This is a genomic window from Apolloniradiicaulis salifontis (genome assembly GCF_053756655.1).
Genome location: NZ_CM132387.1, coordinates 2,360,984 through 2,386,453, shown reverse-complemented (window position 1 = coordinate 2,386,453; position 25,470 = coordinate 2,360,984). Strand labels below are relative to the sequence as shown.

25 protein-coding genes are annotated in these 25,470 nt (G+C 65.8%); 14 read left to right on the top strand and 11 right to left on the bottom strand.

The window, feature by feature from the left end; all coding sequences use genetic code 11:
- Positions 1–39 precede the first annotated feature (39 nt).
- The 5 genes from thrS to ACWCOP_RS11440 form a co-directional block, all read right to left on the bottom strand.
- Positions 40–1,890: a threonine--tRNA ligase gene (gene thrS, locus ACWCOP_RS11460; RefSeq protein WP_478248419.1), complete on the bottom strand. Its 1,851-nt coding sequence runs from the start codon at positions 1,888–1,890 to the stop codon at positions 40–42.
- 590 nt (positions 1,891–2,480) lie between these two features.
- A complete protein-coding gene (locus ACWCOP_RS11455; protein ID WP_478248418.1) occupies positions 2,481–2,957 on the bottom strand; it encodes a hypothetical protein in 477 nt (158 codons plus the stop codon).
- A 7-nt stretch (positions 2,958–2,964) separates the two neighbouring features.
- The gene (locus ACWCOP_RS11450) at positions 2,965–4,296 is read right to left on the bottom strand and encodes a dihydrolipoamide acetyltransferase family protein (RefSeq protein WP_478248417.1); all 1,332 of its coding nucleotides are present in this window, start codon (positions 4,294–4,296) and stop codon (positions 2,965–2,967) included.
- A 2-nt stretch (positions 4,297–4,298) separates the two neighbouring features.
- A complete protein-coding gene (locus ACWCOP_RS11445; RefSeq protein ID WP_478248416.1) occupies positions 4,299–5,312 on the bottom strand; it encodes an alpha-ketoacid dehydrogenase subunit beta in 1,014 nt (337 codons plus the stop codon).
- A 5-nt stretch (positions 5,313–5,317) separates the two neighbouring features.
- A complete protein-coding gene (locus ACWCOP_RS11440) occupies positions 5,318–6,547 on the bottom strand; it encodes a thiamine pyrophosphate-dependent enzyme (protein WP_478248415.1) in 1,230 nt (409 codons plus the stop codon).
- Positions 6,548–6,784: 237 nt separating this feature from the next.
- On the opposite strand from ACWCOP_RS11440, the gene ACWCOP_RS11435 reads away from it, so the two are divergent.
- Positions 6,785–7,924: a nitrilase-related carbon-nitrogen hydrolase gene (locus ACWCOP_RS11435; protein ID WP_478248414.1), complete on the top strand. Its 1,140-nt coding sequence runs from the start codon at positions 6,785–6,787 to the stop codon at positions 7,922–7,924.
- Here the strand turns inward: ACWCOP_RS11435 and ACWCOP_RS11430 are convergent.
- Positions 7,921–8,976: a nitrilase-related carbon-nitrogen hydrolase gene (locus ACWCOP_RS11430; RefSeq protein WP_478248413.1), complete on the bottom strand. Its 1,056-nt coding sequence runs from the start codon at positions 8,974–8,976 to the stop codon at positions 7,921–7,923. The genes ACWCOP_RS11435 and ACWCOP_RS11430 overlap by 4 nt on opposite strands.
- Before the next feature lie 83 nt (positions 8,977–9,059).
- On the opposite strand from ACWCOP_RS11430, the gene ACWCOP_RS11425 reads away from it, so the two are divergent.
- The 4 genes from ACWCOP_RS11425 to ACWCOP_RS11410 all read left to right on the top strand — a co-directional run bounded on the left by ACWCOP_RS11425 (position 9,060) and on the right by ACWCOP_RS11410 (position 13,723).
- The gene (locus ACWCOP_RS11425) at positions 9,060–9,869 is read left to right on the top strand and encodes a GntR family transcriptional regulator (RefSeq protein ID WP_478248412.1); all 810 of its coding nucleotides are present in this window, start codon (positions 9,060–9,062) and stop codon (positions 9,867–9,869) included.
- 160 nt (positions 9,870–10,029) lie between these two features.
- A complete protein-coding gene (locus ACWCOP_RS11420) occupies positions 10,030–10,683 on the top strand; it encodes a hypothetical protein (RefSeq protein WP_478248411.1) in 654 nt (217 codons plus the stop codon).
- A gap of 14 nt (positions 10,684–10,697) precedes the next feature.
- A complete protein-coding gene (locus tag ACWCOP_RS11415; RefSeq protein WP_478248410.1) occupies positions 10,698–12,293 on the top strand; it encodes an FAD-binding oxidoreductase in 1,596 nt (531 codons plus the stop codon).
- Between the two features lie 11 nt (positions 12,294–12,304).
- A complete protein-coding gene (locus tag ACWCOP_RS11410) occupies positions 12,305–13,723 on the top strand; it encodes an aldehyde dehydrogenase family protein (protein WP_478248409.1) in 1,419 nt (472 codons plus the stop codon).
- A 141-nt stretch (positions 13,724–13,864) separates the two neighbouring features.
- On the opposite strand, the gene ACWCOP_RS11405 is transcribed toward ACWCOP_RS11410, so the two are convergent.
- Positions 13,865–14,272 (bottom strand): DUF4168 domain-containing protein, encoded by a 408-nt coding sequence (locus ACWCOP_RS11405; protein ID WP_478248408.1) that lies wholly within the window; start codon positions 14,270–14,272, stop codon positions 13,865–13,867.
- Positions 14,273–14,438: 166 nt separating this feature from the next.
- On the opposite strand from ACWCOP_RS11405, the gene ACWCOP_RS11400 reads away from it, so the two are divergent.
- From ACWCOP_RS11400 to ACWCOP_RS11390, 3 genes are all read left to right on the top strand, one after another.
- Positions 14,439–14,978, top strand: coding sequence for an RNA polymerase sigma factor (locus ACWCOP_RS11400; RefSeq protein ID WP_478248407.1), 540 nt, complete (start codon positions 14,439–14,441; stop codon positions 14,976–14,978).
- 1 nt (position 14,979) lies between these two features.
- Positions 14,980–15,753, top strand: coding sequence for a hypothetical protein (locus ACWCOP_RS11395; protein WP_478248406.1), 774 nt, complete (start codon positions 14,980–14,982; stop codon positions 15,751–15,753).
- A gap of 278 nt (positions 15,754–16,031) precedes the next feature.
- Positions 16,032–16,247 (top strand): hypothetical protein, encoded by a 216-nt coding sequence (locus ACWCOP_RS11390; RefSeq protein WP_478248405.1) that lies wholly within the window; start codon positions 16,032–16,034, stop codon positions 16,245–16,247.
- Here ACWCOP_RS11390 and ACWCOP_RS11385 read toward each other — a convergent pair.
- Both ACWCOP_RS11385 and ACWCOP_RS11380 read right to left on the bottom strand, forming a co-directional pair.
- Positions 16,244–16,408 carry a hypothetical protein gene (locus ACWCOP_RS11385; RefSeq protein ID WP_478248404.1) on the bottom strand — a complete coding sequence of 55 codons (165 nt, stop codon included), beginning with the start codon at positions 16,406–16,408 and terminating at the stop codon, positions 16,244–16,246. The two genes, ACWCOP_RS11390 and ACWCOP_RS11385, sit on opposite strands and share 4 nt — an antisense overlap.
- Before the next feature lie 256 nt (positions 16,409–16,664).
- Positions 16,665–17,864 (bottom strand): acyl-CoA dehydrogenase, encoded by a 1,200-nt coding sequence (locus ACWCOP_RS11380; protein ID WP_478248403.1) that lies wholly within the window; start codon positions 17,862–17,864, stop codon positions 16,665–16,667.
- 166 nt (positions 17,865–18,030) lie between these two features.
- Here ACWCOP_RS11380 and ACWCOP_RS11375 point away from each other — a divergent pair, with 166 nt between their 5' ends.
- The 3 genes from ACWCOP_RS11375 to ACWCOP_RS11365 are packed head-to-tail and all read left to right on the top strand — an operon-like array spanning position 18,031 to position 20,764.
- Entirely contained in the window at positions 18,031–19,317 is a 1,287-nt protein-coding gene (locus ACWCOP_RS11375; protein WP_478248402.1) for a 3-isopropylmalate dehydratase large subunit, read from the top strand.
- Positions 19,314–19,835 (top strand): LeuD/DmdB family oxidoreductase small subunit, encoded by a 522-nt coding sequence (locus tag ACWCOP_RS11370; RefSeq protein ID WP_478248401.1) that lies wholly within the window; start codon positions 19,314–19,316, stop codon positions 19,833–19,835. Before ACWCOP_RS11375 ends, ACWCOP_RS11370 begins: the two co-directional genes overlap by 4 nt.
- Positions 19,832–20,764, top strand: a complete 933-nt coding sequence (locus ACWCOP_RS11365; RefSeq protein ID WP_478248400.1) for an isocitrate lyase/PEP mutase family protein — start codon at positions 19,832–19,834, stop codon at positions 20,762–20,764. Before ACWCOP_RS11370 ends, ACWCOP_RS11365 begins: the two co-directional genes overlap by 4 nt.
- 175 nt (positions 20,765–20,939) lie before the next feature.
- Here ACWCOP_RS11365 and ACWCOP_RS11360 read toward each other — a convergent pair whose 3' ends face one another.
- Entirely contained in the window at positions 20,940–21,719 is a 780-nt protein-coding gene (locus ACWCOP_RS11360) for an enoyl-CoA hydratase/isomerase family protein (protein ID WP_478248399.1), read from the bottom strand.
- A 113-nt stretch (positions 21,720–21,832) separates the two neighbouring features.
- On the opposite strand from ACWCOP_RS11360, the gene ACWCOP_RS11355 reads away from it, so the two are divergent.
- Positions 21,833–22,279: a DUF3598 domain-containing protein gene (locus ACWCOP_RS11355; protein ID WP_478248398.1), complete on the top strand. Its 447-nt coding sequence runs from the start codon at positions 21,833–21,835 to the stop codon at positions 22,277–22,279.
- Here the strand turns inward: ACWCOP_RS11355 and ACWCOP_RS11350 are convergent.
- Positions 22,257–23,378 carry a hypothetical protein gene (locus tag ACWCOP_RS11350; protein ID WP_478248397.1) on the bottom strand — a complete coding sequence of 374 codons (1,122 nt, stop codon included), beginning with the start codon at positions 23,376–23,378 and terminating at the stop codon, positions 22,257–22,259. The genes ACWCOP_RS11355 and ACWCOP_RS11350 overlap by 23 nt on opposite strands.
- A gap of 220 nt (positions 23,379–23,598) precedes the next feature.
- Here ACWCOP_RS11350 and mnmA point away from each other — a divergent pair, with 220 nt between their 5' ends.
- Together mnmA and ACWCOP_RS11340 are read left to right on the top strand one after the other, a co-directional pair.
- Complete coding sequence (gene mnmA, locus ACWCOP_RS11345) at positions 23,599–24,741, top strand: tRNA 2-thiouridine(34) synthase MnmA (protein WP_478250683.1); 1,143 nt, start codon at positions 23,599–23,601, stop codon at positions 24,739–24,741.
- A 157-nt stretch (positions 24,742–24,898) separates the two neighbouring features.
- On the top strand, positions 24,899–25,462 hold the full coding sequence (locus ACWCOP_RS11340) for a DUF1993 domain-containing protein (RefSeq protein ID WP_478248396.1): 564 nt from the start codon (positions 24,899–24,901) through the stop codon (positions 25,460–25,462).
- Positions 25,463–25,470: the final 8 nt, after the last annotated feature.

The window sequence follows — 25,470 nt, the reverse complement described above, 5'->3', positions numbered from 1 at the left end:
GGCCGGGCGCGGGAACGCGTGCAACACGCCCGCCCGCCCCTATTCGGCCGCGTCCGGCTTGGGCAGATCGGCGCGGCTCTTTTGTTCCTTGGCGATGCGCTTGATGAGCTGGTCCACCGGCATGGTTCCCAGATCGCCGAGATCGCGATGGCGTACGGCGACGGCGCCGGCCTCAGCCTCGGCGTCGCCCACCACCAGCATGTAGGGGATCTGGCGGTTCTGGGCGTTGCGGATCTTCTTCTGCATCCGCTCTGCGGCCATGTCGGCCTCCACCCGCACGCCGCCATGGACGGTGTCCACCTCGGCGTCGAACAGGCGTTTCTTCACCTCGCCCGCGTAGTCCTCATGGCGGTCGGCGATGGGGATCACGATGGCCTGCACCGGCGAGATCCAGGTGGGAAACTTGCCCGCATAGTGCTCGATCAGGAACGCTGTGAAGCGCTCATGACTGCCCAGCGGGGCGCGGTGGATGACATAGACCGGCTTTTTCTCGCCGTCGGCGGCCGTGTAGCCAAGATCGAATCGCTTGGTGGCCATGAAGTCGAGCTGGTTGGTGGAGATGGCGTATTCGGTGCCCACAACCGATTTCACCATGAAGTCGACCTTCGGGCCGTAGAACGCCGCCTCGCCCTCGACTTCCTTGTAGGGATAGCCGGACTCATCCATGGCTGATTTCAGGATGCCCAGCGCCTTCTTCCAGCCCTCCACGTCGTCGACGTATTTCTCCAGATTCTCGAAATCGGGAAGCGACAGGCGCATCCAGAAATCCTGAATGCCGAACAGGCGGTAATAGTCGGCGTGCATGTGCATCACGGCCAGGAACTCGTCCTTGGCCTGGTCCTCGCGGCAATAGATGTGCGCGTCGTTCTGACAGAAGCCGCGCACCCGCATCAGGCCGCTAAGCCCTCCGGACGCCTCGTGGCGATAGACCTGGCCGTATTCGGACAGGCGCACCGGCATGTCGCGATAGCTCCACTGGTCGTGGGCGTAGATCATGTGATGGTGCGGGCAGTTCATGGGCCGCAGATAGTATTCCTGCTCATCGATGATGATCGGCGCGTACATGTCGTCGGCGTAGTAGGGCAGATGGCCCGACTTCACATAGAGATCGCCCTTGGTGATGTGGGGCGTGGAGACGCGGCTGTAGCCCGCCTTGTGTTCGGTGTTGCGCGCCAGGCGCTCCAGCTCGTCGCGGATCACATTGCCGGCGGGAAGCCAGAGCGGCAGGCCTGAGCCGACTTCTTCGACCAGCGTGAAGAGCCCGAGCTCCCGGCCGATCTTGCGGTGGTCGCGCTTGGCCTGCTCTTCAAGACGGACAAGCTCGGCCTCTAACTCTTCCTTGGTGGGAAAGGCGATGGCGTGAATGCGCTGGAGCTGGGCGTTGCTCTGGTCGCCGCGCCAATAGGCGCCGGCGATGGAGCGCAGCTTGAAGTGTCCCACCTCGCCGGAATTGTCCACGTGGGGCCCGCGGCACAGATCAACAAAATCGCCGGTGCGGTAGAAGCTGATCGTATCGACGCCTTCGCCCACGACGCTCTCATCGCCGGTCTCCTTGGCGATGGCCGTGGAGCCCTTGTCGCGCAGCAGCTTGAGGAGCTCGACTTTGAACGGCTGGTTTTCGCGCTCCATGTAGGCGATCGCGTCGTCCACATTCAGATCCTCGCGCTCGAAGCGATGCTTTTTCTTGCGCATCTCCTTCATCCGCTTTTCGATCTTCTGCAGGTCCTCGACCGTCAGGGCCTCGTCCAGCTTGATGTCGTAGAAGAACCCGGTCTCTGTCGCCGGCCCCACGCCGAACTGGGCGTTCGGATAGAGGTCCTTCACGGCGGCGGCCATGAGGTGGGCCGCAGAGTGGCGGCGCGTGTCGGCGTTGAATTCAGATTGAGACATGGGTCTTCTTCAAAGGCTGTGGGCTTCGAACGTGCACCCGTTGCACACGCGAACGCCCGATTTAGGACCTTTGTCCGCGCCTGTCCACGCAAGGCCGCTCGCCGGTGACAGGCCCCGCGCAGGCCCGGCGCTGTCAGCCCCCTCCACGCCCGCCCGTCATGCGTGGGCCGCATAACCGTCCTGCGTCAGGGGGTTGACGCAAGTATTACCTGTGAGTCATCGTCCCGTCATGACGAGGCCTGACCGTCTTGTCTCTTAAGCGGTGTCTCTGGGGAGGAGATGTCTCTTAATCGACCAACCAATCTAATTCGCCCGGCGCTTACGCGCCGGGCTTTTTTTTGGCTTTCCAAAAAAAACCTGTCATCCCGGCCGGAGCCCGGACCTGATCCGGGCGTAGAGCCGGGACCCCAAGGCGGCGCTGCAGCTTCTGGGGTCCCGGATAGCGCTGTCGCGCTTCCGGGATGACAACACCATAGAGGTCAGCGGACCCGGTCTTGCCGGGCCGTACTCACATGAATAGCGTCGCGGGGCATTCCAGCAGGGCCTTCATCTTTTTGTACCAGCTGGGCGGCTAATGGACGGAAATTGCTTTATTTTATATCTTCATTTTGGGGTATATGAAACTCCCCAATCAGGCCGTTTATCTCTCGATCTATCCTAAATAGCGCGGCTGAATTTTCGTTTATTTCCTGCAGTGATGTCACGATTTCACTTTTTAATTCGCGATTTGGCCTGAAGTCCACCTTGCGGAATACAAGGTTTTTCTCCGTCATGTGCCGTGTGTTCAGAATGCCTTTTAGAAGATGCGCGCGGTAATCAGCAAGTGTATTTAGAGCAATAAATATTTGTTTGGCTTCAATGCGACCGAGGGTCTCATAATATTCCATACAAAAACGGTTTGCCGCATCAAAACCCGTTGGAAGCCTATGCGGAGCACGCTCGCTGTCGAGCGCCCAAATCACGTTTACCAGAGCGGCCAGGTGCCATTCCGCTGGACCCCAAGCGAGTACGAACGCACCCAAGGCTTTCTGAGCAGAATGCAGGACTGCGACCTGTTCACTTTCCATGCTCCGCCTACATGAACAGCGTCGCCGGGTTTTCCAGCAGCGCCTTCATCTCCTGGATGAGCCTTGCGGCTTCATAACCGTCCACGATGCGGTGATCGAAGCTGGAGGAGAGGTTCATGATCTTGCGCGGCACCACGCGGCCTTCGGTGTCGTAGCGCGGCAGGGTCTGCAGCTTGTTGACGCCGATGATGGCGGTCTCGGGATGGTTGATCACCGGGGTGGTGACGATCCCGCCAATGGCGCCCAGCGAGGTGATAGTGATGGTGGAGCCCGACAGCTCCTCGCGGCTCGCCTTGCCGTCGCGGGCGGCGTCGGCGAGGCGTTTCACCTCGGCGGCGATCTCCCAGATATCCAGGCTTTCCGCGTGCCTGACCACAGGAACCATGAGGCCCTTGGGCGTCGCCGCGGCGATGCCGCAATGGATCCCGTCATAGCGGGTCAGAAGGCTCGCCTCGGTGTCGAAATGGGCGTTGGCTTGCGGAAATTTCGGCAGCGCCTTCGTCAGCGCCAGCACCAGGAAGGGGATCAGGGTGAGCTTGGGCTGATCCTCGCCGCGCGTGGCGTTCATGTGGGCGCGCAGGTCTTCCAGCGCGGTGAGATCGATCTCGTCCACATAGGTGATGTGCGGAATGGTGCGCTTGGACAGCGCCATGTTCTCGGCGATTCTGCGGCGCAGGCCGACGACCTTTTCCTCATGAACGCCGGTGCGCGGCTGCCTGCCGGCGCCCGCACCGCCGCCGGCCTTGGAGGCCAGGCGGCCTCCGCACGCGATGAAGTCGTCAAGATCTTCGTGGCTGATGCGTCCCGCCGGGCCGGTGCCGGGCACGGCGGAGAGCTCTATGTCGGCCTCCAGCGCGCGCTTGCGCACCGCGGGGCTCGCCAGGGCGCGCTCGCCGGCGGGACGGGCCGCAGCGGGTGCGGGCGCCGGCTTGGCCTTGGGCTTTTCGGGCGCGGGCTTGTCTTCTTTCGGCTCAGGCTTGGGCTCAGGCTCGGATTTCGCCTCGTCCTTCGCCGGCTCTTCAGCCTCAGCCTTGTCGGCGACAGCCGTGTCTTCGGTCTCCACCGGCTTGGCGTCCTCCACATCGTCGGGAATCTCGCCGTCCACCTCGATGAACAGGATCTCGGTGCCCACCGCCAGCACGTCGCCGGGCTCGCCCACGATCTTCTTCACCACGCCGTTCACGGCGCAGGGGATTTCCACGGTCGCCTTGTCGGTCATCACATCCAGGATGTGCTGGTCTTCCTCGACCCGGTCGCCCTCCTTGACGTGCCATTCGACGATTTCCGCCTCGACCACGCCTTCGCCCACATCGGGGAGCTTGTACTTGTATTCGCTCATGGTCAGGCCTCCGTCACGGTCTGCAGGGCGCGCACGAAGCGGTCGCGGGTGGGGAAGTAGGCCCATTCATGGGCGTGGGGATAGGGGGTGTCCCATCCCGTCAGGCGGAAGATCGGGGCCTCCAGCGCGTAGAAGCACTCTTCCTGGATCTGCGCGGCGAGCTCAGCGCCGAAGCCGGATGTACGCGGCGCTTCGTGGGCGACCACCACGCGGCCGGTCTTGTTCACGGACTTGGCGATCGTCTCGATATCGTAGGGGACCAGCGTGCGCAGATCGATGATCTCCGCGTCGATGCCGGAGGCCTGCGCGGCGGCTTCGGCCACATGGACCAGCGTGCCGTAGGTCACAACGGTGCAGGCCTCGCCCTCGCGCACGATGTCGGCCTTGCCCAGCGGCACGGTGTAATGGCCGTCCGGCACCTCGCCCTTGGCGTGCTTGGCCCAGGACAGGAGCGGACGGTCAGGCACGCCGTCATAGGGGCCGTTATAGATCCGCTTGGGTTCGAAGAAGATCACCGGATCGCCGCTTTCCAGCGAGGCGATCAAAAGGCCCTTGGCGTCGTGGGGGTTGGAGGGGACCACCACCTGCACGCCCGGCACATGGGTGAAGAAGGCTTCGGGACTCATGGAGTGGGTCTGGCCGCCGCGAATGCCGCCGCCCCAGGGGGTGCGCACGACGCAGCCCGAGGTGAACTGACCCGCCGAGCGATAGCGGATACGGCTCATCTCCGAGACGATCTGGTCAAAGGCCGGGAAGATGTAGTCGGCGAACTGGATCTCCGCGATGGGTTTCAGGCCCCGCGCGGCCATGCCGATGGCCATGGCCGCAATGGCGGCTTCGTTGATCGGCGTGTCGAACACCCGGTCCGCGCCGTATTTTTCCTGCAGCGTGTCGGTGGTCTTGAACACGCCGCCGAAATAGCCCGCATCCTCGCCGAAAATCACCACGTCGGGATCGCTGCCCAAAAGGACGTCCATGGCGTCATTGAGCGCCTGGATCATGTTTTTCGCAGCCATGTCGTTTAGACCCCCAGATCCTGGCGCTGGCGTTTCAGGCGCCAGTCTTGCTCCTTGTAGACGTCCTCGAAGATCGACTCCGTGGGCGAAAGCGGGCCGTCATGGAGCGTGCCGTAGCTTTCGGCCTCCTTGTAGGATTTGACCACGAGCTTGGTCATCTCCTCCTCCAGCTTGGTCTGGCGTTTTTCGTCCCACTCGCCGCGCCCGATCAGGTGCTGTTTCAGGCGCTCGATGGGATCGCCCAGGGGCCAGGCGGCCGATTCGCTCTTCGGCCGGTACTTGCTGGGATCATCCGAGGTGGAGTGCGCGTCGCTGCGATAGGTGAACAGCTCGATGAGCGTGGCGCCGGCGCCCGAACGCGCCCGTTCGCGCGCCCACTGCGTCGCCGCGTAAACCGCGAGGAAGTCATTGCCGTCCACGCGCAGGGACGCGATCCCGTAGCCCAGCCCCTTGGAGGCGAAGGTCGGCCCGTCGCCCAGCGCGATGCTCTGGTGGCTGGAGATGGCCCACTGATTGTTCACCACGTTCAGGATCACCGGCGCGCGATAGGTCGAGGCCAGCGTCAGCGCGCCGTGGAAATCGCCCTCGGCGGTGGTGCCGTCGCCGATCCAGCTCGCCGCCACGCGCTCGTCGCCCTTGTAGGCGCAGGCCATGGCGTAGCCCACCGACTGGGGAAACTGCGTGCCCAGATTGCCCGAGATCGTGAAAAAATTGCCCTCCGCCCAGGTGTAGTGAACCGGCAGCTGGCGGCCTTTGAGATTGTCGCGGCTGTTGGAGATGCAGTGGCACATCATGTCCACGATGTTGCGTCCGCGCGCAAAGAGCATCCCCTGCTGGCGATAGCTGGGAAAGATCATGTCTGCCTTGTCCAGCGCCATGGCGGCGGCGACGGCGACAGCCTCTTCGCCGGTGCACTTCATGTAGAAGCTCATCTTGCCCTGGCGCTGGAGCTTCAACATGCGCTCATCATAGATGCGCGTGAGCACCATGTGCGAGAGCCCCTCGCGCAGCACCTCGGGACTCAGGCGCGGATCCCATTCGCCCACCGCCTGGTGATTATGGTCCAGCACGCCGACAAGCCCGGTGGCCAGAGCCAGGGTGTCGATCCCGGCCACGTCCACCGCCGGCTTCCTGGCGTCGCCAGCCTTTTGCAGCTTCAAATGTGCAAAGTCAGGCTCGTCTCCCGGCCGGAAGGGCGGGGTGGGCACGTGGAAGCGCGGATCAGCGTCAGCCATGATTTGTCCGTACGTTATTGCCAAGCCAGCAAGGCGGGGTGCGCGCCGCGACCTAGCCCCACGGGGCCGCTTTTGCAAGCGCCGGGCCGCCGCGTGAACATGCTGCAAGCGCGAATGAAACTTCGCCGTTCGTTGAATTTGCGAGCGAGAGTTCGCGTCTCTCCCGCAAGTTCTGCAGACCCTTCCGCTGGCGCTTGTCCGGACATATGGTGGATCTCCAAGCCAAGGGGGAACGCCATGACCACACGCCGTGAGCTGATCACTGGAGCCGGGGCGCTGGCGGCCGCCGGAACGCTGGCCGGAACACTGGGGCAGGCGAGCGCTCAGGCGCCCGATCCGCGCTATTCGGCGTGCGCGCTGCAGGTGGTGTGCGACGCGGTCAATCAGGACACCGGAGTCGAGGCCGCCCGCGCGCGCATGATGGCGAGCATCGCCCGGTCCGGTCGCCAGGTGGCCACCACCAAGGCGTTCCTGCGCACTTTCAATGGCACCGAGCTGAAGCTTGTGGTGCTGCCCGAATACTTCCTCACCGGTTTCCCCTTGCGCGAAAGCCGCGAGGAGTGGAAGGCGAAAGCCAGCGTCGACATTGACGGGCCGGAATACGAGGCGCTGGCGGAGATCGCCCAGCGCTTCGGGGTGTATCTGGGCGGCAATCTCTACGAAAACGACCCGAATTTTCCGGCGCTGTATTTCCAGGCGAATGTCCTCATCGCGCCCAATGGCGAGACGGTGCTGCGCTATCGCCGGATGATCTCGCTCTACACCCCGACGCCTTACGACGTCTGGGACGAGTATCTGGATATCTACGGCTATGACGCGGTGTTTCCCGTCGCCGACACCGAGATCGGCCTGATCGGCTCGGTGGCCAGCGAGGAGATCCTCTATCCCGAGATCGCGCGGGCCCATGCGCTCAAAGGCGCGGAGATCCTGATCCACCCCACCAGCGAGGTGGGCAGTCCGCGCCTCACCGTGAAGGACATCGCCAAGCGCGCCCGGGCGATCGAGTCCATGGCCTATGTGGTCTCGGCCAATTCGGCTGAAATCATCGGCACGCCGGTGCCGGCCGCCTCCACCGACGCCATGAGCAAGATCGTGGACTGGAACGGATCAGTGCTGGCAGAAGCCGAAAGCGGCGAAAGCCTGAACGCCAACGCGACGATCGACCTGCCCGAGCTGCGCGCCGTGCGCCAGCGCAGCGGCATGGCCAATCTGACAAGCCGCCTGCCGCTGGCCGCCTTCGCCCCGGCGTATTCTGAAACCGAGCGCGCACTGCCCAATTCCATGGCCGACCGCGGCATGCTCAGCCAGGACGAAGCGCTCGCCCGCCAGCGCGCGGTGATCGACCGAATGCGGGCGGACGGCGTGCTGCGCGACTAGATCACGCCGCGCTTGGCCAGCGCGTCGATCACGGAAGTCTGCCGGTCGCGGTAGAAGCTTTTGTCCGGCGTCTTCACCGCGCCGGCTTCATCCAGCAGCGAGCCTTCGGGGTGGATGTTCGCCCTGGCGTATTCGCGCGCATAGAGCGTCATGGGCTGGCGTGCGAGAAGATTGCCCATGGCGGTCTTGCGGCGCAGGCGGCGGACCTGGCCCACATCCACCTCGCCGAACGCGCACATGGAGGGGCCGGTGGCGGCTTCGGCGATGATCAGGCCTCTGGGATCGACGATCTTGGAGCCTCGGTCGGCGCTGGCCACAGGGATCGGCGTGCCGGTCATGCCGCCGGTATTGGCCGAGACCACATAGGCGAGATTCTCGATGGCGCGGGCCTGCTTGGCGATATTCTTCGGCGTTCCTTGAGGGCTGGAGACTTCCGAGCTGGAATGCACGAAGACCTCCGCGCCCTTCACGGCGTGAAGCCGGGCGATCTCGGGATAGAGGATCTCTTCCGAGGCGATGGCGGCCAGGCGCCCGATGGCGGTGTCGGCGACGGGAAACAGCGCGTCCTCGCCATAGGCGTCCAGATACGGATCCAGCACATCATAGGGGCTCGGCGCATACATGGAGATCAGCCGGCGATAGCGCAGCACCTGGTCGCCCGCCGGGTCGATCACCACGCAGGCCTGGAAGTACAGCTCTGGAAAGTGTGGATCGGTCTCATAGCCGTTCCAGGCCAGGAAGATCCCGAAATCCGACGCGATCTTCGCCAGCGCCTCAAACTCCGGGCCGGCCGGGTCCACCGCCGCCTTGGCGCGCCATTCCTGCGCCGTCTCGCGCATGGGAAAGCCGGTGAGCGCGTATTCGGGCAGCACCACCAGCTTCACCTCCGGGCCGATGAAGGCGATGGAGCCCGCGATTTCGGCGCGCATACGCTGGATCGAGCGCAGCATCGCGGCGCGCGCATGCTCGGGCGCGGCGTAGGAATTGACGGTTTCGCACAGGCTTTGCAGGGCGAGGGCGGTGTAGACGGGCGCCTCCAGGTCAGGTGTCACGAGAACGGCGTCCTTTCACGATGCTGGTTTGTGCAGGCAAATCGGCTACACATGGCCGGCTTGAAGATAATATATGAGTGCTGATGACGTCTCGCCCCGCTCCTGGCCCGGTTCTCTCGCCCGACATGATCGACGAGAGCCTGCCGACGCCGCTGTATCACCAGATCTTCCTGGTGCTGCGCGACCGGATTCGTGACGGCGGGTTCGCCGCCGGCGTGATCCTGCCCGGCGAGCAGGAACTGACCCGGCTGTTCGATGTGTCGCGCATCACGGTGAAGCGGGCCATGAACGAGCTGGCCGCCCACGGCTTCGTCACCCGCCATCGCGGGCGCGGCACGGTGGTCACCCACAACGCCGGCGCGCCGGTGGTGGAGGGGCGGTTCGACACCTTGTTCGACGCGCTGAAACGCATGGGTCTGGAGACCCAGGTCCAGCTTCTTGAAGCTGACTTCGTGAAGGCGGACGACGACCTCGCCGCGGAAATGGCGCTTGAGCCCGGCGCGCCGCTGCAGCGCGCGGTCCGTCTGAGAAGCCTGGAGAACGACACCTTCTCCTATCTCATCACCCATGTGCCCGGCGAGATCGCCGAGCGCTACACCCAGGACGAGCTGAAGACCGAGCCCATGCTCGAACTGCTCAAGCGCGCCGGCGCCGAGGCTGTGGAGGCCGACCAGACGCTCACCGCCGTGGCCGCCGAACCCCAGATCGCAGCCGCCCTGAAAGTCAGCCCCGGCGCGCCGCTGTTGAAGATCAAGCGAATCATGCGCGGGCGCGACGGGCGCGCGGTCCAGCATATCATCGCCTATTACCGGCCCGAGCGCTTCCGCTATCATATGCGCCTTGTGCGCAAGGAGCCCGGCGACACCAGCTGGGGCGACGCAGAACTCGCCTGATCTCTCCCCCGCATCGCCTCTCACGCCCTTGGCCTCCCGTCAAAAGATATATAACTATATCATTTGTAGGCGGCGCTGAGCCGCAGGCAAGCCCGGCGCGGTGGAAACACCTCAGTTTTCAGGACCCCGGCGGGCGAGGGACGCGTTGCTGGGAGCGGTTATGGGCGATCCAGTCTGGATCCTTTTGCACATTCTGGTGCTGGTCTACTGGCTGGGCGGCGATCTCGGCGCCTTCTACGCCAGCCGCCTGGTGGTGGACGAGGCGCGCCCCGCCGCCGGGCGCCTGGCGGCCGCAAGCATCCTGATGAATGTGGACATGGCGCCGCGCATGGCGCTGATCTTCGCCTTTCCCACGGGGCTTGCGCTGTCCGTCTCGCGCGGCTGGCTGGAGCTGGATTTTGAATGGGTGTGGCTCGCCTTCGCCGTGGCGGCGGTCTGGGCGATGCTCGCCTGGCTGGTGCATCTCAAAGCCGGTCCGCTGGCCGTGGTGCGCGGTCTGGACATGGCGATCCGCCTCATCGCCCTGGGCGGCCTTCTCGGCGCCGGGGCGGGCATGCTCGCCGGGTGGATCGACGCGCCGCTGTTTCTGGCCGCAAAGCTCTTCCTGCTGGCGCTGGCGATCGCCTGCGGCCTGTTGATCCGCCGCGCGCTCGGCCCGTTCGGGCCGGCCTTCGCACAGCTCGCCAAGGGCGACGCCGGACCGGCTGAGAACGCCGCCATCCGGGCAAGCCTCGCCCATGCCAAAATCTATGTTCTCACCATCTGGGCCGCGCTTCTCGCCGCGGCCGCGCTGGGCGTTTACACGCCCGCCTGACCTGGAGGTCCGCCATGGCCCAGTCCCGCCTCGCCGACCCTGCGCTTTATGAAAGCCTCGCCCGGATCGTGGGCCGCGACCATGTGGCCGCCGCCGCCGATGCGCGTGCGCTCTACTCCCAGGATGTCTGGAGCAAGGGCGCCGAGATCGATCTGGTGGTCAGCCCCGCCGACGCCGCCCAGTGCGCCGCAGTGGTGGCCGCCTGCGGCGCGGCGGGCGAGCGCATTTATCCACGCGGCGGAGGTATGAGCTACACCGCCGGCTATCTTGCATCCGAGCCCGGCGGGGTGAGCCTGGACACCGCGCGCATGGACCGGGTGCTGGAGATCAACACGGCCGACATGTACGTGCAGGTGGAGGCGGGCTGTACATGGAAGGCCCTGCACGAGGCGCTGGCGCCCACGGGGCTGCGCCCGCCCTTCTGGGGGCCGCTTTCGGGGATTTCGTCCACCATCGGCGGCGGGGTGAGCCAGAACAACGCCTTCTTCGGCGCTGGGACCCACGGCCCCACCGCAGAGAGCGTGCTGTCGGTGAGCGTGGCGTTGCCTGACGGGTCGATCCTGCGCACCGGCACAGCGTCTGGCGAGACCCGAGCGGGCCCCGCCAAGCCCTTCTTTCGCCATTACGGCCCCGACCTGACCGGATTGTTCTGCGGCGATGCCGGGGCGCTCGGGGTGAAGACCGAAATCACTTTAAAGCTTATTCCCGCGCCCGCCCATGAGCGCTGGGGCAGTTTTTCGTTTTCAGACCGCGAAGCCTGCGCGCGCGCCATGGCCGCGCTGGGGCGCGCAAATCTCGCCTGCGAAGTGTTCGGATTTGATCCGGGCCTCACCGCCGTGCGGATGAAGCGGGCCAGTCTGATGAGCGATGCAAAGACGCTGGGCAAGGTCGTCACAGGTCAGAAAAACCTGTTCAAGGGCGTGGCCGAGGGCGCGAAGATGGCGCTGGCCGGCCGGTCCTTCATCGGCCAGGCGGATTTCAATCTCCACTTCGTCACCGAGGGCGCCTCGAAGGCGGGCGTGGACGACGCCCACCGCCAGCTTACGGCCCTGTGCGAGGCCGAGGGCGGAAGAAGCGTCGAGCCCACCATTCCCAAGGTGATCCGCGCGAACCCCTTCACCCCGCTCAACAACATGATCGGCCCCAACGCCGAGCGCTGGGTGCCGGTTCACGGCGTTGTGGCCATGGGCGACGGCGCGGCCTGCTGGAGCGAGATCGACGCATATTTCCAGACGCTGAAAGAGCGCTTTAGCGCCCACGACGTCACCACCGGTACGCTGATCACGACGCTTGGAACCACCGGCTTTCTCATCGAACCGGTCTTTTTATGGCCCGATGATCTGTTTGCACTGCACGAGAAAAGCGTCGAGGCGGGCTATCTCAAGAGTCTCAAGCGCAAGCCCGCAGACCCCGCCGCAACCGAGCTGGTGGCGCAGGCGCGCAGCGGCGTGGTGGAGATCTTTGCGCGCCATGGCGCGGCGCATTTTCAGGTGGGCCGCACCTATCCGCTCTCGCAAACCCGATCGGGGCCGGCGCTGGCGCTTTTAAAGGCGCTGAAAACCCATCTCGATCCGCACTCCCTGATCAATCCCGGCGCGCTGGGGCTTTAAGAAGGCGATCCATGACGATCCAGGTCCGAAATCCCCGCACCGGCCGGCACGATTATCAGATTACGCCGCCGTCCCCTGCGGAGCTTGACGCCATGGCCGCCCGCCTGCGCGGCGCACAAGCCGCCTGGGCCGCGCTCACTATCGAAGACCGCATGGCGAGGCTGTCGGTCTGGGCCGACGTCATCGAGGCGCATCTGGACGCGGTCGCCGCGGCGCTGGAGATCGACACGGGACGCCGCCGTGTGGCGCGCCTGGAAGTACAGGGCGCCATCGCCTCGATCCGCGGCTGGGCGGTCTCCGCGCCCCTGCTGGCCCCCAAGGCCGGCTGGCTTGAGGGCCGCTCCAATCCCAGTCTGAAGCATAGCGGTCAGTATGTGCCCTATGCTCTTGTCGGTGTTATCAGCCCATGGAATTTCCCGCTGACGCTGTCGCTCATCGACGCCATTCCGGCCCTCGCGGCCGGGTGCGCGGTGATCGTAAAGCCCAGCGAGGTGACGCCCCGCTTCGTGGCGCCGCTACGCGCCACCATCGCTGCGGCGGGCCTTGAAGATCTGCTGGCGTTCACGCCGGGCGCCGGAGAGACCGGTCAGGGCCTGATCGAGCGCTGCGACCTCATCTGCTTTACCGGCAGCGTGCCCACCGGCCGCAAGGTCGCCGCCGGCGCCGCGGCGCGCCTGATCCCGGCTTTTCTGGAGCTCGGGGGCAAAGACCCGCTCATCATCACGAAAACCGCTGATCTTGACCTCGCCGTCACCGCGGCGCTTCGCGGTTCGGTGCTCTCCACCGGCCAGGCCTGCCAGTCCATCGAGCGGATCTATGTGGACGCCGCCATCCATGACGCCTTCCTGGAAAAGCTTGCGGCGGCGGCGAGCGCGGTGCGCCTGAACCAGCCTGACATCACGTCCGGCGAGCTGGGTCCGCTGATCTTTGACCGACAGGCCGAGACCATCGCCGGCCAGATCAAGGACGCCAAGGCCAAAGGCGCGCGCGTTCATACCGGCGGCGAGATCGAGACCCATGGCGGCGGCGTCTGGATCCGCCCCACCGTGCTTTCCAACGTGGATCATTCCATGACCGTGATGGTGGAGGAGACCTTCGGCCCGGTCCTGCCGGTCATGGCGTTTCACGATATCGACGAGGCGGTGCGCCTGGCCAACGATACGCAGTTCGGGCTCTCGGCCGCCGTCTTCGCCGGCACGCTGGAGGAGGCCGAAGCGATCGGCCGGCGGCTGGAAGCCGGGGCGGTCAGCCTCAATGACGCAGCCCTCACCGCCCTGTTTTATGAAGCGGAAAAGCAGAGCTTCAAGGAGTCCGGTCTCGGCCCGTCTCGCATGGGCGCCGCCGGCCTCACCCGCTTCTTCCGCCGCAAGGCCCTGATCGCCAACACCGGCGCGCCGCTCCCGCTCAGCGCCTACCGCGAAGAGGGGTAGGCGCGCGCGCCGGCGGACCGGGCAAGCGCGCAAAGAAAAGCCCCGCCCCCCGAAAAAGGGGAAGGGGCGGGGCTGTCTCCGGTGCGCCGCTCTTGGGGGCGGGGTGCGCGGCGCCCCGGAGGTTCGAAACGGCGGTGCGGCCTATTCCTCTTCCATCTCCTCGGCCTTTTCGGTGATGCGCTGGGTCAGCTCCGGGTCGGTGCGCGCCGCAGCCATGATTTCGCTATACCGCTGCGGCTGGATCCCAGCCCGGATAACCGCCTCGGTCATCGCCTCATTGGCCTCCTCCTGCACCGCGGCGGCCTGCTGTTCGTCCGTGGCGCCCTGCAATTGCGGGCGATATTCCTCGAACACTTCAGTGGCGCTGTTCATCGCCACCACAAAGGACTCCACCTCGGCTTCGCTCACAGGCTCGATCTGCGGCGCCTGCTGCTGACCATAGGGTTGCTGCTGCTGCTGCTGTTGAGCCTGAAGCGCGTGGGCGCCAGCGCCGGCGCTGCCGGCGATGAGGAGAGCGACAGAGGCGCTGCGAAGAAGCGTGGAAATCATGATGTCAACCTTTTCGTAACGTCATGCCGATGCGATGACTTAAGTGAGACGCCGCCTGATTGAAAACTGTTGCGAAGTTTTAAATTTTCTGCAGCGAAACCGGTATTTGCCGCGTCTTACATTAAAAGCTTCCGCCGGCCGGGCTCGAAAAGCAGGGTGATTATTGATGAAATCTGGTGAGATCGAACACGCCATCATGCAAAACGCCCGCAAGTTGCGCCGGTTTTCGGTCAGCCTTGCCGGTCCGAACGACGCCGACGATCTGTTTCAATCGACCTGCGAGACGGCGTTCCGAAAACGGCGCGGCCTGAGGCGTCCGGAAAAGGCCGACTCTTGGCTGATGACCATCATGTATCGCCGCTTCCTGTCCGATCGCCGGGCGAGGGCGCGCCGCCGTGAAGCTGCGTCCGAAGCGCTGCCCGAACCGGGCGCCGGCTCCTCCACGGCGTTGAAGCTGACCGCGGTGCGGGTGGTCGACGCCCTGGAGACGCTGCCCGCCGATCAGCGCGCCGCTCTGGTCCTCGTCGGCGTCGAAGGCTGGTCGAGCCAGGAGGCGGCGGACCTGCTGAACATCAATGCCGGCAGCGTCCGCGCGCGGGTGTCGCGCACCCGCGAGCAGCTCCGCACGGTGCTTGGTGAGGATGGTCTAGACGAGGTCGGCCTTGCGCAGATCGATACGGACGCCGCCGGCAGAAAGGCGCTTTGAGATGACTGTTCATCACACTCATGCTGAATCGGGCGACGACGAGACGCGCGCGCTGGACCGCCGCGTCGCCGAGGCCCTTGACCTATACGCCGACGAGTCCGGCCCGCCGGGACTTTCCACGATGGCGGCCCGGGCACGGCGTCGCGACAACGTCCTCAAAACCTTTTCCGGCGTCGCGGCGGCTGTGCTTGTCTTCGCCGCCGGCTGGTCCTCCAGCAGCCTCTTGTCGCGTGGGACAAATTCAGCGCCGCAAAGCGTGGCCGAACTGATGGAGACCGAGCGCGACTGGGATCTGGATCGCGACCTTGTGACCTTCGCCGATCTGTCGGACGGCGCGGTCTCTCCGGTCCCGCTCACCGAGATGGGCCTGGTGCTGTCCAGCACCGAGACCCGCCGCGCCCGCTCCGGCGCGATCCAGCGCATGCAGTACGTCACGCGCGACGGTCAACCGGTGAGCATTGTCCTGCGCCGGAAAACCCGCCGCGCCGACAGCGCCATTGACATCGCCGCCTATCGCGGGCGCGATGTGGTGCACTGGACCGACGGTCCGCTCTCCATCGGCGTGACGGGCGCGGTCCCGCGCGAAGCGCTGGTCGAAATCGCCGAGGCGGTGCGTGCACACCTGACCGCCGAGCCCGCACGCCCGATCGCGCCTGTGGCCGGCGGCTTTCCGGATGTCGTCGCCCCTTCGGCGCCCGGCGACGCCGCGCCGGCCGCGCAGGCGGTGACCACCGATACGCTTCCCGTCGCGCAGAGCACGACGCAGGGTGGCTAGCCCCGGGTCTTGCGTGTCGCGGCGGACCGAGGCCTGCCGGCGCCCCCAATGACGTGCAGTGTCCCGCTTGAGCGCTGGTCACAAGAGTGGGGTGCAGGCACGTTCGCCCTCCCCAGAAGCAACCCATGCGCAGCATTAAACTTTCCGAACCCGGATTAAAAAATCTGGCAACGCAGCTGCAATAAAATATCCGGACGCGGAACAAAAACTTGCGTTCCGGCGCTTTCCATGACAGAAATATAACATCCCTCGCAAACCTGAGAAGAAAGGGGTTTGTCATGACTCGTTTGTTTGTACCCGCCGCCCTCATCGTCGCCTGGCTCGCTTTCGCCTATGTGGCGCCGCGCGCCCTGACCGGTGACATGACCGTGCTGCTTACGCTCGCCGGCATCGCCGCCACGCTTGTGGTTCTGGCGCTCACCGGTCATGTGTCGCGGCCCGATCCGCTGTCGCTGAGCCTCACTGGCCGCCGGCCGTGGTGGGAAATGCGCTAGGGCGCATCCTGGCTTCGGCGCTTGCCGCCGGCCACCACAGGACGCAGCGCATCAGCGCTGTCCCAGATCTTCCCGCCCAGATACTCGCCGATGGCGAGTGTCTGGGCGTAGACCTCGATCCGGCCATACAGACCGCATGCGAAATACGGATCGCCGTCCATTAGCGCGCGCGTCCGCCTCGGTTTCGGCCAGCACCAGAAAACTTGATCCAATGATCCGCGCCGCGCCCGGGGCCCGGATCGGCCCGGCTGTGACATAGCGCCGCCAGCAGGCCTCCACGTGCGCCAGATGCCCCTCCAGATGTTCGGCGCGCAGTCACGCCGCCCGATCCTCATCCTCCCCGTCATGTGCGAGGACCAGAAAACAGGGCGTCTCGGGATGCCTGACGGTGGGGCAGGGCGTTTCCGCCATTTGGGTCTAGCTGAACGCCTGAATGCCCGTCTGCGCACGGCCCAGGATCAGGGCGTGCACGTCGTGGGTGCCTTCATAGGTGTTCACCGTCTCCAGATTAATGGCGTGGCGCAGGATGTGATATTCCTCCGCGATGCCGTTGCCGCCATGGATGTCGCGGGCCTGGCGCGCGATATCCAGGGCCTTGCCGCAATTATTGCGCTTCATCATGGAGATGGCTTCGGGCACCCAGGCGCCGTCATCCATCAGCCGGCCCAGGCGCAGTGCGCCCTGATAGCCCAGCGCGATCTCAGTCTGCATGTCGGCGAGTTTTTTCTGCACCAGCTGGGTGCCGGCGATGGGTTTGTTGAAGACCATCCGCTCCATGGCGTAGTCGCGGCTTGCGCGCCAGCAGAACTCCGCCGCGCCCATGGCGCCCCAGGCGATGCCGTAGCGCGCCTTGTTCAGGCAGGAGAACGGACCGCGCAGGCCCGACACGTTGGGCAGCAGGTTTTCTTCCGGCACGAAGGCGTCATTGAGCGAGATCGACCCGGTCACCGAGGCGCGCAGGCTGAGCTTGCCCTCGATCTTCGGGCAGTCAAAGCCGTCGGTTCCCTTGTCCACGATGAAGCCGCGGATCTTGCCGTCGAGCTTGGCCCACACCACCGCCAGATCTGAAATCGGCGAGTTGGTGATCCACATCTTCGCGCCGTTGAGGACATAGCCGCCATCGACCTTCTTGGCGTTGGTGCGCATGGCGCCCGGATCGGAGCCGCCATCCGGCTCGGTCAGGCCGAAACACCCCACCCATTCGCCGCTGGCGAGCTTGGGCAGGTATTTCTGCTTCTGGGCTTCGGAGCCGAACGCCTCGATGGGGTACATGACCAGCGAGGACTGCACGCTCATGGCCGAGCGATAGCCTGAATCCACCGCCTCCACTTCGCGCGCGATCAGCCCGTAGGAGACGTTCGAGAGCCCTGCACCACCATATTGCTCGGACACCGTGGCGCCCAGTAGGCCCAGCTCGCCCATCTCCGTCATGATCGCGCGGTCGAAGTTTTCCTCGCGATAGGCCGCCACCACGCGCGGCAGCAGCTTTTCGCGGCAATACTGACGCGCCGTGTCGGAGATCATCCGCTCGTCTTCGCTGAGCTGATGGTCCAGGTGAAGCGGATCCTCCCAGGAAAAGCTGAGCCCTTGTTCGTCTGCAGCGTCCAGCGCGGCCATGGCGGTCGTCCTTCTTGTCAGGCCCGGGCGCACCGATTTCCTATCGGGCGCCACAGGCCGGGTTCACAGTGAATGATATAAAGATATATCTTTTGCACGTAACCTGTCGAACCGGTAATTTGTTATAGAGCCGGTCTGTTCCATCGGTGTTAGCGGAGGCGGAGATATGCCCGCAACCCTTACTGAAAAGATCCTGGCCCGCGCCAGCGGGCGTGACGCAGTGTCGCCGGGCGAAATGATCACCGTAAAGGTGGATCTGGCCATGGCCCATGACAGTTCCGGTCCGCGCCGCTGGAAAGCCCGCCTGGAAGCTTTGGGAACAGGACTTTGGGACCCTTCAAGGGTGGTGCTGGTGTCCGACCATTATGTGCCGGCCGTGGACGCCGACAGCGCCGCCATCCTGAAGCTCACCCGCGAGTTCGCGCGCGATTACGGCGTGAAGAATTTTTACGACATGCGCGGCATTTGCCACGTCATGCTGGCCGAGAATGGTCACGCACGGCCGGGCCTGTTCATCGCCGGCGGCGACAGCCATTCCACCAACGCCGGCGCCTATGGCTGTTATGCGGCCGGGTTCGGCGCCACCGACATGACCGCCATCGTGGCCACCGGAGAGACCTGGACGGTGGTTCCAGAGACCGTGCGCGTTCAGATGTCCGGCGCCCTGTCCCACGGCGTCACCGCCAAGGACGTCATGCTCGCTTTGTGCCGGGATCTGGGCATGGGCAATCATTTCAGGGCCATCGAGTATGGCGGCGAGGCGGTGCGCGCCCTGGACATGGAGCAGCGCACAGTGCTGTCCAACATGGCCGCCGAGCTGGGCGGTGAAACCGGGATCATCGAACCCGACGCGGTGACGCTCGCCCATATCCGCGGCCATGGCGGCGTGGTGGACGAGGCGGCGTTGACCCTGTGGCGCTCTGATCCGGGCTGCACCTACGCCCACACCCATCATCTGGACGCCGGCGCGCTGGAGCCCCAGATCGCCGCGCCCCACAGCCCGGCCAACGCCGCGCCGGTGTCGGTTCATGCCGGGATCGCCATCGACCAGGCCTATATCGGCGCCTGCGTCGGCGCGAAGCTCTCCGATCTGCACATGGCCGCCACGGTGCTGAAGGGCCGCACCGTGTCGCCTCGCACAAGGCTTCTGGTCGCCCCGGCGTCGGCGAAGGTGACCGAGGCCGCCGCCAAGGACGGAACGCTGGCGATCCTCGCCGAAGCCGGCGCGGTGATGCTTCCGTCGGGCTGCGGCGCCTGCGCGGGGCTGGGCGCGGGGCTTCTGGCCGAGGGGGAGGTGTGCCTCTCCTCCACCAACCGAAATTTTCAAGGCCGCATGGGCCACAAGGACGCGCAGGTTTATCTGGGCTCGCCCTATGCTGTGGCCGCCGGCGCGGTGGCGGGCGAGATCACCGATCCGCGCCCCTTCCTGACGACGAGCAGGAAAGCGGCATGAGTGCTCGCGAGGGACACGCCTTTCTCTATGGCGACCGGATCGACACCGATCTGCTGGCGCCCGGCTACGCCATGAAGAAGGGCCCTGAAGCGCTCGCCCGGCATACGCTGGAGGCGGTGGACCCTGGCTTCGCCGCGTCCGTGCGGCCCGGCGACATGGTGGTGGCGGGCGCCGATTTCGGTATCGGCTCCAGCCGCGAGCAGGCGGCGATCTCATTGAAGACGCTGGGCGTCTCGGCGGTGATCGCGAAAAGCTTTGCGCGCATCTTCTATCGCAACGCCATCAATATCGGCCTGCCGGCGATCTCCTTTGATCCGGCGGGGCGCATCTCGGCCGGCGACCGGCTCCGGCTCGATCTCGCCGCGGGGCGGCTGGACAATCTCACCACCAGCGCCAGCTACGCCGTCACGGCCATCCCGCCCCATCTCATGGCGATGATCGAGGCGGGCGGGCTCATGGCCCATCTTAAAGAGCGGTTCGCGAACACCGCCGCAACGCCGCCAGGGAGCGCGTCATGACGTCATCCAACGCCAGCGGTAAGAGCGCGCTGAAAGCCCGCCTGAACAGCCAGGCGAGCGGCGCCGACAGAAGCGACCTCGGCCCGGTTCTGGCGCCCGGCGTCTATGACGCTTTCTCCGCCCTGATGGTGGAGCGCGCCGGGTTCGAGGCCGCCTATCTCTCCGGCGCCTCCATCGCCTACACCCAGCTCGGCCGTCCTGATCTCGGGCTCATGAGCGCCAAGGAGGTGGCCGACACCATTGCGCGCATCACCGAGCGGGTGGACCTGCCCCTCATCGTCGACGCCGACACCGGCTTCGGCAATGCGCTCAACGTCATCCGCACGGTGAAGACGTTCGAGCGCGCCGGCGCCGCCGCGATCCAGCTGGAAGACCAGCAATTGCCAAAAAGATGCGGCCATCTCTCCGGCAAGTCGCTGGTGAGCGCCGGGGAAATGGCCGGCAAGGTGCGCGCCGCCGTGGATGCGCGCATGTCTGAAGACACCCTCATCATCGCGCGCACGGACGCCATCGCCGTAGAGGGCTTCGACCGGGCGCTGGAGCGCGCCGAGGCCTATCTCGCCGCGGGCGCCGACATATTGTTCGTGGAGGCGCCGGCCGATCTTGATCAGATGACGGCCATCGCCGCCCGGTTCAAAGGCCGCGCGCCGCTACTGGCCAATATGGTGGAGGGCGGCCGCACGCCGCTGCGTGGCGCCGGCGATCTGGGCCGCGCCGGCTTCCAGCTCGTCATCACCCCCGGCGCCCTGGTGCGCGCGCTCGCCTTCATGGCCGACGAATTCCTCACCGAGCTGAAAACCCACGGCGCCACCGCCGGCTACCGCAACCGCATGCTCGACTTCGGCCAGCTCAACACCCTTCTGGGCATCGAAGAGATGAAGGCCGATGGGGACAGGTATGACGCCGAGGGGCGTGAGGCGGCGGAGTGATGGCAGGTGTCGCCCTCGAGGCGGGTTTCATTTTTCCATCTAATGGCGCCATTGGCGCTTAGGCGAAGTCGCCGGCGGCGCCTTCGAGAGACGACATTCGATGCATTCAGCGCCCTTTCGATTTGGTGCACGCACCGCAGGGGGGTAAGCCGATTAGAGCAGGGATGGGCATGGCTTACTCCGGAAATTGCGGCGCGCGTTTCTCCAGAAAGGCGCGGTAGCCCTCCTGAAAATCAGGGCCCTGAAAGGCTTCAAGGAAGAGCTTTTTGGTGGCCGCGTCGTCTGTGGCCTGGCCGGCGAGGATGCGGGCGATGATCTGCTTCGTCACGGCGGCTGAGCGCCCGCTGGCTTTCGCCGCCAGCGCCACCCAGCCCTCCACCGCGCTTGTCAGGGCGGCGGGCTCCACCAGCCGGTCGATAAGGCGCAGGGCGCGCGCCTCAGGCGCGTCCAGGATGCGGCCGGTGAACAGGATGTCGCGCGCCGCAGACACGCCCACCGCGTCAATCAGGCGCTTTGTGTCGTTGAGGGTGTAGACCAGCCCGAGCTTGCCCGGCGTGATGCCGAATTTGGACCCATCGGCGGCGAATCGCAGATCGCACGCCAGCGCCAGGCCGCAGCCTCCGCCCACGCAGGCGCCCTCGATGGCCGCCAGCGTCGGCTTTCGAAACGCCGCCAGCCCGTCCAGCGCCGCGGCGATGGCGGCTGAATAGGCCTCTGCCCGCTGCGGCGTGGCGTACACCTCTTCAAACTCGGAGATATCGGCGCCGGCGGCGAACGCGCCGCCGGCCCCGCGCACCACGAGCACGCGCACGCGTGTGTCGGCCTCGGCCTCGCTCAGGAGGCGCGGAATCGCGCTCCACATGGCGTGGGACAGGGCGTTCTTCTTCTCCGGCTTGTTCAGCACCAGATGCGCCGCCGCGCCGGAGCGCTCCAGATACACAGCCTCTTTGCTCATGAAAGTCTCCACCCCTCTGGCCACGCGATCCAAATGATATATCTTTTGCCGCGACGCGCCCGTCAACCTGCCGCAGGCGCAGTGATTTTCCAAGCGTGATGAAGGGGAACGCCATGAAACTGATCCGCTGGCGCATGCCGGTTCTGGCCCGCCATGAAGGCGAGTGGGAAGGCGAATACATCCATGTGGACGCCGACAATAAGGAGATCGACCGCCACAAGAGCTATCTGATCTGCGGCTTTCCCGAGGACGGCGAGTGGGACTATCACCAGACCAATCGCTACACCTGGGCGGACGGGCGCGAGGAGAGCTTCGACTTTCCCGGCAAGTACGCTGAAGCGCGCATCTGGTGGGACACCGAGCGGATCGAGGGCTGCGCCTGGGAGATCGATGCGCGCACGGTGTGCCTGACCTGGGTGCGCAAGGATCTGCCGGGCGAGTATCTCTACGAGATGATCCAGATCAGCCAGAACGGCGATGATCGCGGGCGCACCTGGCACTGGTTCCAGGACGACGCGCTCTATAAGCGCACCCTGATCAAGGAGCGCCGGGTGAAGTAGGCGCGGGCAGGACCGGGATCGCGTCCAGATTCAGGGTGATCGCCTCGCCGCCGCGCAAAACCGTGAGCGAGTCGCCGCCATTGGGTCCCGGGCTCAGCGGCTCGCAGCCGCGCACCGGCGCGGGCCTGCCGCCGAAATGGGTGATCCGGTCACCCGCGCGAAGGCCCGCGCGCGCCGCCGGCGTGGCGTCGAAGACTTCCAGAACGTCGAACCCTTCGGCGTCGGGCAGCAGCGCGGCGCCAAGCTCATGCTGGTCCGAGGCGCCGACCGGACCGGCCACGGCCGGGTCCAGACGCACGCGGCGGTTCGCCTGATCAAGGGTCACGACAAAGCGCGACAACACCTCGCCGCCCAGCAACTCGGCGCGTTCCACCTGTTCGATGACCGGGGTCTCGAAGGCCAGGCCGGCTACATGGACGGCACCGTCCAGCCGGGCGGCGGGCCGGTATTCGATCCGATCAAAGCGCGTCGCGGCGCTGAAGGTCTGCGGCGGCTCCATCAGCGCCAGCCGGTCCAGCCCGTTCACCGCAAAGCTGAGCCCGCCCGCGCCGCTATCGATCAGCAGGCGTTCGGTCCGCCCCGCCATATCCACCTCCAGCCAGGGCCGCCGGTCCGGACCACGCGTGGAGAAGATCCGGGTCCGGTCCGGACGCGGCAGGGCGCCTTGCCGGATGCGCATCTCCTCGCGCGGGTAATCCAGGATCAAGAGGAAGGCGCTTAGGGCCTCTACGGACATGACGCCGTCGATCTCCCGCCCGAGCGTCGTGGACAAGTGATCGAGATCTCGGATGCGCACGCCGAGCGCATTGATGCGCAACGGGCCGGAGGTCGCGTTCGTAAGGTTCACGCGCTGGCCGCTTGAAAACCGCCGCCCGGTCAGCCGTTCCAGCGACTCCGGATCGACGAAGGTCTGCGAGGCGCCGGTGTCGTGCAGAAACCAGAGTCGGCGCACCGCACCGTCCTCGCCCGGCGCCAGGTCCACCGGCAGCATCCAGAATCCGCGGCACATCTCGGCCGGCAACACATGCTCTTCAGCTGCCGCCGTGTCCTGCGCGGTCAGCATGGCCAAGGCGGTGAAGATAACGGCGGACAGGGTCATGGCGCCTCCATACGCCAGTGTCCCCAACGCGGCGGGCCACGGCAAGGCCCCTCGCGTTTGCGCCCATCTTCGCTTATATGCGCCTTCTGATATTCATTCGCCGCCGGCCTTGAACCGGCGGGGGAGAGGTAAGATGGCGAGCTTGATCTCGAACGTTCCGGCGCGGGCGCCCGCCCCGCCGGGGGTGTCCGCCTTCGATGCGGATAAAGTCGATGCGCTGATGGCGCGGTTCGGCCTTGTGGGTGATTTTCTCAATCTTGGCGGCGAGCCGTCCAGCCATCGCGTTGTGGCGGCCATGTCCGGCGGTGTGGATTCCAGCGTGGTGGCGGCGGTGCTGCACCGGGCCGGCTATGACGTGGTGGGCATGACGCTGCAGCTCTACGACCACGGCGAAGCGATCCATCGCAAGGGCGCGTGCTGCGCGGGCCAGGACATCCACGATGCGCGCCGCGTGGCCGAGGCCATGGGCTTTCCCCACTATGTGCTCGACTACGAGACCCGGTTCCGCGAGGCCGTGATCGAGGATTTCGCCGACACCTATCTGGCCGGCGCGACGCCGATCCCCTGCGTTCGCTGCAATCAGTCGGTGAAGTTCGCCGACTTGCTGGCGACGTCGAAGCAGTTGGGCGCCGACGCGCTGGCGACCGGCCACTACATCCGCCGGGCCATGACCGGAAATCGCGCCGAGCTGCGCCGCGCCGCCGATGCGGGAAAAGACCAGTCCTATTTCCTGTTCGCCACCACGCCTGAGCAGCTGGACTATCTGCGCTTCCCGCTGGGCCATCTTGAAAAGGACCAGACCCGCGAACTCGCCGCCGCCATGGGCCTTGTGGTGGCGGCCAAGCCCGACAGCCAGGATATCTGCTTTGTGCCCGACGGCGATTACGCCGCCGTGGTCGAAAAAGTGCGCCCGGGCGCCAGCCGCCCCGGCGAGATCGTCCATGTTGACGGCCGCGTGCTCGGGACCCATGAGGGCGTGATCCGCTACACGGTGGGTCAGCGCCGGGGCCTCGGCGTCTCGGTGGGCGAGCCGCTGTTTGTGGTGCGCCTGGACGCGGCGGCGGCCCAGGTCGTCGTCGGCCCGCGCGAGGCGCTGGACGTGCGCCGCATCGCCCTGAAGGACGTGAACTGGCTCGGCGACGGCGACCTTGCGGACGCTGACGGTCTGGCGGTGGGCGTGAAGGTGCGCTCCACACGGCCCCCGAGCCCGGCGGTGCTGGAGATCACGTCCGACGGCGCGGTTCACGTGCTGCTGGATCAGGGCGAGGAGGGCGTCGCGCCGGGTCAGGCCTGCGTCTTCTACGACGCGCCCGGCCATGACCGGGTGCTGGGCGGCGGCTGGATCAGCGCCACCGCCGGCTAGGCTGGATTATCAGGGTGAGGCTGCGCCGAGGCCGCGGCGAGACCGGGGGTCAGACAGGGCGTGAAACGGCGGCGGGGCGGCTCAATCCTGCTGGTTTCCACTTGCCTTTTCAGCCGCTCCGGGGTCGGGTGCGCGACAGCATCAAAAGGACGATCCGATGACTCTCACAGACCTGCTGCTTCCCAGCTATATCCAGACTCTCAAGGCGCTTTCCGCCTGGCTCTCGAAAGCGGCCGGCGAGCGGGCCGCGGACGCTGACGCGCTTATGGCCGCGCGATTGGCCGATGACATGTTTCCGCTGGCGACTCAGGTCCGATTCGCCTGCATCCAGGCCTATGAAGGCGTTCACCGCCTGCGCCACGAGCCGCTCCCGCAAATCGTGGATGTGCTTCGCCGCGAAGCCACGGGCGAAGATGAGGAGCCCGGCACGATCGCGGACGCGGTGGCCCATATCGACGCGACGCTAGCCTTTCTTGAAAGCCAGCCCGGCGACGCCATGGACGCTGGCGCTGGACAGCCGCTCGCGCTCGAGCTTCCGGTGGGTATCGCGTTTGATTTGCAAGGCGAGCAGTACGCGCGCGACTGGGCGCTGCCGCAGTTCTATTTTCACATCATGGTGGCCTACACGATTCTGCGAAATCAGGGCGTGGCGCTCGGCAAGGTGGATTTTGTGCCCCACATGTTCACGTTCCTGCGCCCTGGAACCGGCCCGGCCGGCTGACGGCGGAG